Genomic DNA, 7,159 nt, shown 5'->3' on the forward strand with positions numbered 1-7,159 from the left:
AACCGGTACACGCTGCTGAACCGGTCGGCCGACGCGATGTTCGACGAGGCCCATGCGAAGGGGATCGCCATCCTCAACGCGGCCCCCTACGCCAGCGGCGTGCTGGCGAAGGGCAGCGCCGTGATGCCCCGCATCGCCTATCAGGAGGCCAGCGGCGAGCAGTTGGAGCCCGTCCGCCGGATCGAGGCGGCCTGCGCGCGCCACGGTGTCCCGGTGGGTGCTGCGGCGCTCCAGTTCTCCCTGCGCGACCCGCGGGTCACCTCCACCATCGTGGGCGTGACGAAGCCCGAGCGGGTGGCGGAGACGCTCGACTGGGCGGCCATGGAGATCCCGGAGGAGCTGTGGCGCGAGCTGGCCGCGGTGCCGGCCTCGGACGAGGACCCGGAGGCCAACCGGGACTACAGGCTGGGCTAGGGGGCCGAGGCCGGCGGGAGGGCGCCCGCGGCCGGTCAGGTGATCGCGTTGCGGAACTGCGCCCAGCTGTTCGCTACCCGGGTGAAGACCGGCAGGTCGTCGGTCTTGAGCGCGTGGATGGTCTTGTCCTCCTTGCCCTTCATGTCGTCGTAGGCGGCGTCGAGGACCTCGCGCGACCGCTCGCCGAAGCCGGTGTTCGACATCAGCTTCTCGGCGGCCTTGGCGCGGCCGTACTTCCCGTGGGCCCGGAGGACGTCGCGTACATGAGCGCGCCGAAGACCGGGCTCGCCCCGCCGCCTACCGTCTGGGGCGTCGTGGCAAGGTCGATGGCCCGCGCCTGGAGCCCGGCGAGGCCGGCTGCGTCGTCGACCGTGGAGGTGGAGCCGGACACCGTCTCCGTGGCGTCGAGCCCGCTGTCCGCCCCCGTCTTGAAGAGGGAGGTGTCGAAGCGCGAGACGATGTGGCCGATCTCGGTCTTCACCGGCTTCAGCGTCAGGTCGAGAAGCTCGGCCTTGGTGTCCACGACGGACTCGATGGCGTGGAGCGTGCCGGTCTTGAGCGGGACGAGCTTGCCCGAGGAGCGGACCTTGACCATGTAGCGGGTCCAGTACTTGTCCTGGTTGACCCAGGCCTTCACCGACTTCTCCACGAGCCGGAAGTGCTCCGCGTTGGCTTGGGCGGTGATCGGATACAGGTTGTAGTCCTTCCCCAAGCCACCGAGGTCGTAGTTGAGCAGGTGGCCTCGGATTTAGCGGTCGGTGGTCGCCGGGTAGAGCGCCGGATCGGTTGGGGAGCATCCTCATGTGCGCGTCCTGTCCGCCGGCCTCGCTGCCGAGCGGGTGGTCGGGGCCCAGGGGATCGGCGGTCATGTTGATCCCTACGGGCCCAGCTCGGGCCCGACGTCCCGCACCCATTCGCCGAGCTCCCAGGTCTCCTTCCAGATCGTGACCCAGAAGGCCTCGACCTCGGCCCAGGCGTTGAGGCCGATCTTGAGCTTGGCCCCGGCGGCGAGGGCCGCCACCCCTTCGATGCCCCAGTCGCCGTCGGCGTAGCTGAGCTCGGGCGCCACCGAGATGGCGCCGTAGAGGCCGGCCGTCGCCACGCCTTCGATCCCGCCGGTGAGTTCCTCGATCACGACGTCGAGGCCGAGGCCCGCGCCGAAGGCCACGTAGGCCTCGAGATAGGCGGGGATGAACATCTCGCCCGTGATCGAGAAGGTCGGGTCGGCGGCCTCGCTGCCGATGGTGTAGGAGCCTTCCACCACGATGTTGCGGAACACGCCCGCGCCGATGCCGCCGCACAGCCCGGCGCGCACCCGGATCACCGCAACGAGGATCGCCCAGAGCGGGATGTTCTGGGAGTACTTGAACAGCTCCTTGTCGAAGGTCTTCTCGGGGAAGAGTTCCAAGGGCTCCGTGACGGTGATCCGACCCGAGACGTCCACGCCCCCTTCGGGCAGGATCGCCGCGGTGAGCATCCCCTGCAGGCGCGGGGCGATCTGCGCCTCGACCTCGCCCGAGCCGCCGACCTGGAGGGCGCCCTCCTCGGTCTGGGCGACGGTGATGCGGACGCGGCCCGACAGCTTGCCGTCGTCGGCGGCGTAGGCGAGCTCCGTGTCGCCCGACCACAGGCCCTGGCTGTAGCGGACCGCGACGTTGCCGCTGACGCCGGGGAGGAGGGAGGGGTCGACGGGGACCTGCGCCTCGCTCGAGAGGTCACCCTCCACGTAGGAGACCTGGACCTGCGCGCCCTGCAGCCCGGGCACGGCGAGGGTCATCGTGGCCGAAAGCGCGAGTTCCCGGCCTCGGAGTAGCTGGCGGTGAGCTGGCCGTTCCCGGCGGGGCCGAGCGCCACCGCCACGGTGCCGTCGGAGGCCACGCGTCCCGACTCGGCGAGGGTGGCGGTGATCCGGTCGGACTTGATCGGCAGGGCGTCGGGAAAGGCCTTGGCATCGAGCGTCAGCGAGCCCGAGACGACACCGTCGACCCCGAGACGGCGCCGTGGGCGTAGGTCACGGTCAGCGTGCCGGCGGTGAGCGAGAGGGCCGGGATGGGGGAGGTGGCCTCGGTCATCGCGGCGGTCAGGGTGCCGCCGAGGTTGCCGCCCTCGTCAGGGCGAGGTCGAGGCGGGCCTCGCTCAGGAAAGGGGGCGTGACGCTGAGGCAGCCGTTTCCCGTCACCCGGCCGGCCTCGTCGAAGGCGAGGTGCAACTTCCCCGACCCGAGCTTCGCATAGGCGAGCGTGGCGTCCACCTTGCCGGAGACCGCCCGTTCTGGAGCGCGAGCTCGCTGCCACCGGTGACAGTCAGGCTGCGCAGGCCGCGCGGCGTGAGGTTGGCGGCGGCGACGGTGGCCGATCCGCCCAGGACCCCATCCTCGGACATCGACGGGGACAGGCGCGGGTTCCCGAGCGCGGGGACCTGGAGGGTCCTGGCGAGGCGGGCGATCGAGAAGCTCGGCTTCCCCTCGCGGTTGACGTGGATCTTGAGGTCCGCCGCCTCGACAGGGGGATCGCGAGGCTCGCGTCCACCTCGAGGCGGCTGTGCCGCGCGGACCACTTCGCGCGGGTGAGGCGAAGGCCGGGCACCGGCTGCGGCAGGGCGGAGAGGTCCGCCCCCTCGGCCGAGCCGAGGTCGGCCGCGCTCAGGCGCATCCCCGCCCTGAGCCGCGCCATGAAGCCGCCGTCGGCCAGGAGCCCGAAGGTGGCGTTGCCGAGCTCGGGCGAGGGGGCCTGCTCGGCCGGGGCGCGCTCCGGGGTCGCCGGGACGGGCGGCGCCGGGGTCGCGGTGGGGGCGGCGGGCGTCGCCATCAGGGGCCAAGGCGGCGACGGTCCGGCCCAGCAGCGCCGCTCGGACCGCCGCCTCCTTGGCCGGGTCTGGCGCGCGGGCCGCGGCCTTGGCGACGGCCTGATCCCGGGCCTGCCTTGCCGGATCGGGGCGCTCCTCCTCGGGCTTCGACATGGGCCGGGGCGCGTCCCGTTCCCGACGGGTCCGTCCGTCCTTCGGGGCCGGAGCGGCCGGCGCCTGCCGGACGGCCTCGCGCAGGTGGCGGGCCTCGGCCTCGGCCTCGCGCGCCAGGGCGGCGTTGCCGGCGACCCGCTGCAGCCGTTCGGAGGGCGATTCCACGGGCAAGGGGCGCCTCTCCCGCTCGCGCCAGCCCTCCGCGAGCCGCTTGTCCTCGCGGGCGGGTGCGAGGCCTTCGGGCTGCCGCGCCTCCTCCCAGAACAGGTCGGTGGCGAAGTCGCTCATCCCGGGAGGTCCCGCAGGTGGTGGTAACGGGAGCCGAAAAACTGCTTGCGCAACGGGCGGCCGAGCTTCCGGAGTTCCTGTGCCAGGACGCGGAACACCTCACCCATACGGATGCAGCCGCTGTCGCGGGCGGCGTGCGCGGCGGCGAGGATCACGTTCCGGATCTCGCCCCCGGTCAGGTCGAAGGTTCGGCGAGGAAGGGCAGGTCGAGGTCGGGCGCGACGGGGGCGCCGGCGGCGTGGAGCCGTTCCCAGAGCCGGAGGCGGTCCGCGCGGCCGGGGGCAGGGAAGTCCACCACCATGTCGATCCGGCGCAGGAACGCCGGGTCGATGTTGTCCTGCAGGTTGGTGGCCAGGATCACCGGGCCGCTCTGCGACTCGATCCGCTGGAGGAGGTAGGAGGTCTCCACGTTGGCGTAGCGGTCGTGGGCGTCGCTGACCTCGGCGCGCTTGCCGAAGAGCGCATTGGCCTCGTCGAAGAACAGCACCACATCGGTGGCGTCGGCGGCGGTGAACAGGCGGTCGAGGTTCTTTTCGGTCTCGCCGATGTATTTGGAGATGAGCCCGGCCAGATCGACGCGGTAGAGCGGCGTGCCCATGGCGTTGGCCACGACCGAAGCCGCCATGGTCTTGCCGGTGCCGGGCGGTCCGCGGAACAGGGCGACGCTGCCGGGCCGGCGGTTGAAGACCGCGCCCATCCCCCAGTCCCGCAGGATGGGGGGGCTTGGCGGTGCCAGGATACGAAGCTGCGGAGCTGGTCGAGCGCTTGGGGGGCGAGCACGAGGTCCTCGAAGCCGAAGGCCCTGTCCACCGGCTCGGCCACGCCGCCCATGCCGCGGGCGGCCCGGGCGCGGAGCGCGGGGCCGAGCCCCTCGGGCGCCCCTTCGTAGCGGTCGGCGAGCCGCAGGCGGTCGAGGAACGGCACGCGGTCCCGCCCGGCGAGGACGGGCGCCCCTTCGAAGAGCCGGGCTGCCTCCGGGGCGGAAAGGGGGGCGGCCTCCGTCTCGGGGACGTCGAGGCCGGCCTCGGCCCAGAGCCCCCGGCGCGGGGCGTCGAGCACGCAGGGCGCATCGACCAGCCGGGCGATGCGGAGCCGCAGCGCGAGGGGCGCCGTCCCGAAGCCGGCGAGGTAGGGCAGCCGACCCGAAAGCTGCGCCTGCCGCAGCAGGGTCCGGAGCATCTCGCCCAGCGCGGCCTCGTCGAGATGGGCGACGCGCGCGGCCTCGATCCTGAGGAGCGGGGTGTCGCCGGCGGCCCGCAGCGCCGCCCCGCCGCAGTTGCGCCCGACGAGGACGAGGAGGCCCGCCTCGCCCGGTCCCGGGTCGAGGCCCCGCAATTCGTCCACGGGCGCGCCCTGCAGCGGATCGGCCCCGCCCCCGAGGAGGAGGTCGATCAGGTCGTCGGGGGCGGTGAGCGCGGCGTCGCTCAAGGCGCCGGCCTCGGTCACGCGCAGGAGCCCGCGGTGGCGCAGCGGCGCCTCGGGCGAGAGGCAGTGGCGCAAGGAGAGGAGGTCGAGGCCATGCCCGTCGAGGAGGCGCCGCGCCAGGGGCAGGGTCAGGTGCCGGCGCCCCATGTCGTCGTTGACGAAGCCGTAGACGCGGCCGAAGCGGGGATCGAGCGCCGGGGCGGCGGCCTGAAGGAGGAGGTCGAGCTCGGGCGCCGTCAGCCGGAAGGCGCGCGCGAGGCGGTTCCAGATCAGCTCGGGGTCGCCCGACCGGATGCGGCGCAACTCGGCCTCGATCCGGTCGATTTCCGCCAGGGACTCGAGCCCGGCCTCAAGGCCGATCCGCCCCGACAGCTCGTCGAGCATGGCCTGAGCGACGCCCTCGGTCGGGAACAGGCCCAGGAAGGCCTCCTGCCGCGCGTCGCTGCGCAGCGCCCGCATGAGCGCGACCTCGTGCTTGAGCCGCAGCGCCAGTACGGCCAGCGCCTGTTCGAGGAAGGCGGCGGCGTCGATGGCCGGGAGGGCGGATTTGGGAGGGGCGGTCCCGCCCATGGCTCAGCCCTCCTCGACCTGGAGGCGCAGGCGCGGCCCGTCGAGCCAGGGGAGCTCCCCGGTCCAGCCATGAAGCCCGCAGAGCCGCAGCACGACGCCGAGCGGCAGCGGATCGAGCGCGAGGGTCCAGAGCCTGCCTTCGGCGTGGAGGCGCCCGAGCCGGGCCAGGAACTGGCGTCGGAGATAGGGGAGGGAGCTGCCCTCGAACCCGGTGAGGCGGGCGGCGAAGGCATGGGCGAGACAGGCCCCCCAGGCGGCCGCGCCCTCGCCCAGGGCCCGGCCGTCCCGGTGCGGTTCCGGAATGCAGGCGCGCAGGCGGTCGGGGACCGGTGGAAAGAGCGGCGGCCCGTCGCGGGGATCGAAGGGCACGAGGGCGCCCAGGAGCGGGTCCTGCCGCGCTGTTGATTCCCTGTCGGGGCCGAGCGCTGCCGCCAGCACCCAGTGGATCGCGGCGGGCGGCAGTGCCTCGGCCACGCCCTGCGCGAGGGCCGCCGGGATCAGGAGCGCCAGCCCCGCGACGCGGGAGGCGAGCGGCACAAGGGCAGTGGGTGCGCGGCCGGCGCGGGCGGGCGTTGTCCGGCGCGGCCGGGATCGGTCGAGCGCCCGCGCCAGGCGGGCGGCGACCTCGCGGGGGCGCGGCGCGGCGGCGAGCAGGGGCTCGACAGCCTCCAGGGCCAGGGATCGCGCGGGCTCCGACAGGCGAGCGCGCGCTTCAGGAGCGAGATGGGCGGCCAAGGCCTCTGGTCCGCGCTGCGGTGGGGACGTGGCACGGACGGCGACCAGGGCCACAGGGAGGCAGGCGAGGGTGACGGTACGGCAGACCGCCTCCGGGATTGTCCCGGGCTGCGCGGCAGGGGGGCCGAGGGCCAGCGCCTCGCGGGCCGGATGCGGTTGGGGGTCTGCTTGGCAGGCCTCGATCAGGCGGGCGAGGAGGTCCTCCGCCTCCGGAGGCCATCCGGGCTCCGGAGCGAGGACCAGACGCCCCAGCAGACGCGCGGCTGAGACCTCGGACAGCCGCGCCGCGACGGAGGCCGCGCCGCCCGGTCCGCCCCGGCCGGCACCCGTTCGAGCACCGCCCGGGCGATCTCGTGCGACAGGGTGTCCGTCCGAGGCAGCGGCACCGCGGCGAGTGTTTCCTCTGGCGCGAGGGCCTCGTCGTGAAAGCCGAGGAGGCGCTCGAGGCCGAGACGGGTCTCTCGGTCACCTGGGCCGACGGGTCCGAGGCGCCTGCGACGCTGATCGGGCGCGATCCCTCGACCGATGTGGCCCTCCTGCGGGTCGAGGGCGCGACGCCGCCCCCGACCTCCCTCGGCGGCAGTCCGGCGGCGGTCGGGGAACTGGCCCCCCGCTCGGTCGTGGTCCGGAGGGGCCGCTCGCCGCGCTCGGGATCGTCGGCGCGCTGGGCCCGGCTTGGCGGTCGCTGCGCGGCGGGCGGATCGACGCGCTGATCTGGCTCGATCTCCGCCTTCCGGCGCCGCGCAGGGCGGCTTCGTCGCGGACGCAG

General features: G+C 74.1%; 7 protein-coding genes and 1 pseudogene. 2 read left to right on the forward strand and 6 right to left on the reverse strand.

The features are described 5' to 3' along the window. Positions 1–414 (forward strand): aldo/keto reductase (locus AC5JLB_RS10555; RefSeq protein ID WP_495873792.1); only part of this gene is annotated, 414 nt, incomplete at its 5' end. 35 nt (positions 415–449) lie between these two features. On the opposite strand, the gene AC5JLB_RS10560 is transcribed toward AC5JLB_RS10555, so the two are convergent. The 6 genes and pseudogenes from AC5JLB_RS10560 to AC5JLB_RS10585 all read right to left on the reverse strand — a co-directional run bounded on the left by AC5JLB_RS10560 (position 450) and on the right by AC5JLB_RS10585 (position 6,390). Beyond that, entirely contained in the window at positions 450–617 is a 168-nt protein-coding gene (locus tag AC5JLB_RS10560; protein ID WP_495873793.1) for a hypothetical protein, read from the reverse strand. After that, positions 617–1,126 carry a hypothetical protein gene (locus tag AC5JLB_RS10565; RefSeq protein ID WP_495873794.1) on the reverse strand — a complete coding sequence of 170 codons (510 nt, stop codon included), beginning with the start codon at positions 1,124–1,126 and terminating at the stop codon, positions 617–619. The genes AC5JLB_RS10560 and AC5JLB_RS10565 overlap by 1 nt, the downstream gene beginning before the upstream one ends. A 165-nt stretch (positions 1,127–1,291) precedes the next feature. Continuing rightward, positions 1,292–2,191, reverse strand: a complete 900-nt coding sequence (locus tag AC5JLB_RS10570) for a hypothetical protein (protein WP_495873795.1) — start codon at positions 2,189–2,191, stop codon at positions 1,292–1,294. 1,644 nt (positions 2,192–3,835) lie between these two features. Continuing rightward, complete coding sequence (locus AC5JLB_RS10575) at positions 3,836–4,357, reverse strand: ATP-binding protein (RefSeq protein ID WP_495873796.1); 522 nt, start codon at positions 4,355–4,357, stop codon at positions 3,836–3,838. Between the two features lie 755 nt (positions 4,358–5,112). Next, a pseudogene (locus tag AC5JLB_RS10580) lies at positions 5,113–5,655 on the reverse strand (hypothetical protein); the annotation flags it as partial. Between the two features lie 3 nt (positions 5,656–5,658). Continuing rightward, positions 5,659–6,390 (reverse strand): hypothetical protein, encoded by a 732-nt coding sequence (locus AC5JLB_RS10585; RefSeq protein WP_495873797.1) that lies wholly within the window; start codon positions 6,388–6,390, stop codon positions 5,659–5,661. A gap of 353 nt (positions 6,391–6,743) precedes the next feature. Here AC5JLB_RS10585 and AC5JLB_RS10590 point away from each other — a divergent pair, with 353 nt between their 5' ends. Beyond that, positions 6,744–7,103: a trypsin-like peptidase domain-containing protein gene (locus tag AC5JLB_RS10590; RefSeq protein ID WP_495873798.1), complete on the forward strand. Its 360-nt coding sequence runs from the start codon at positions 6,744–6,746 to the stop codon at positions 7,101–7,103. Positions 7,104–7,159 lie beyond the last annotated feature (56 nt).

Source organism: Myxacorys chilensis, from assembly GCF_059505265.1.

Excerpts from the sequence above, each read along its gene's own strand:
- AC5JLB_RS10560 (WP_495873793.1), bottom strand. The coding sequence starts at position 617 with ATGTCGAACACCGGCTTCGGCGAGCGGTCGCGCGAGGTCCTCGACGCC.
- AC5JLB_RS10575 (WP_495873796.1), bottom strand. The coding sequence starts at position 4,357 with ATGGGCGCGGTCTTCAACCGCCGGCCCGGCAGCGTCGCCCTGTTCCGC.
- AC5JLB_RS10570 (WP_495873795.1), bottom strand. The coding sequence starts at position 2,191 with ATGACCCTCGCCGTGCCCGGGCTGCAGGGCGCGCAGGTCCAGGTCTCC.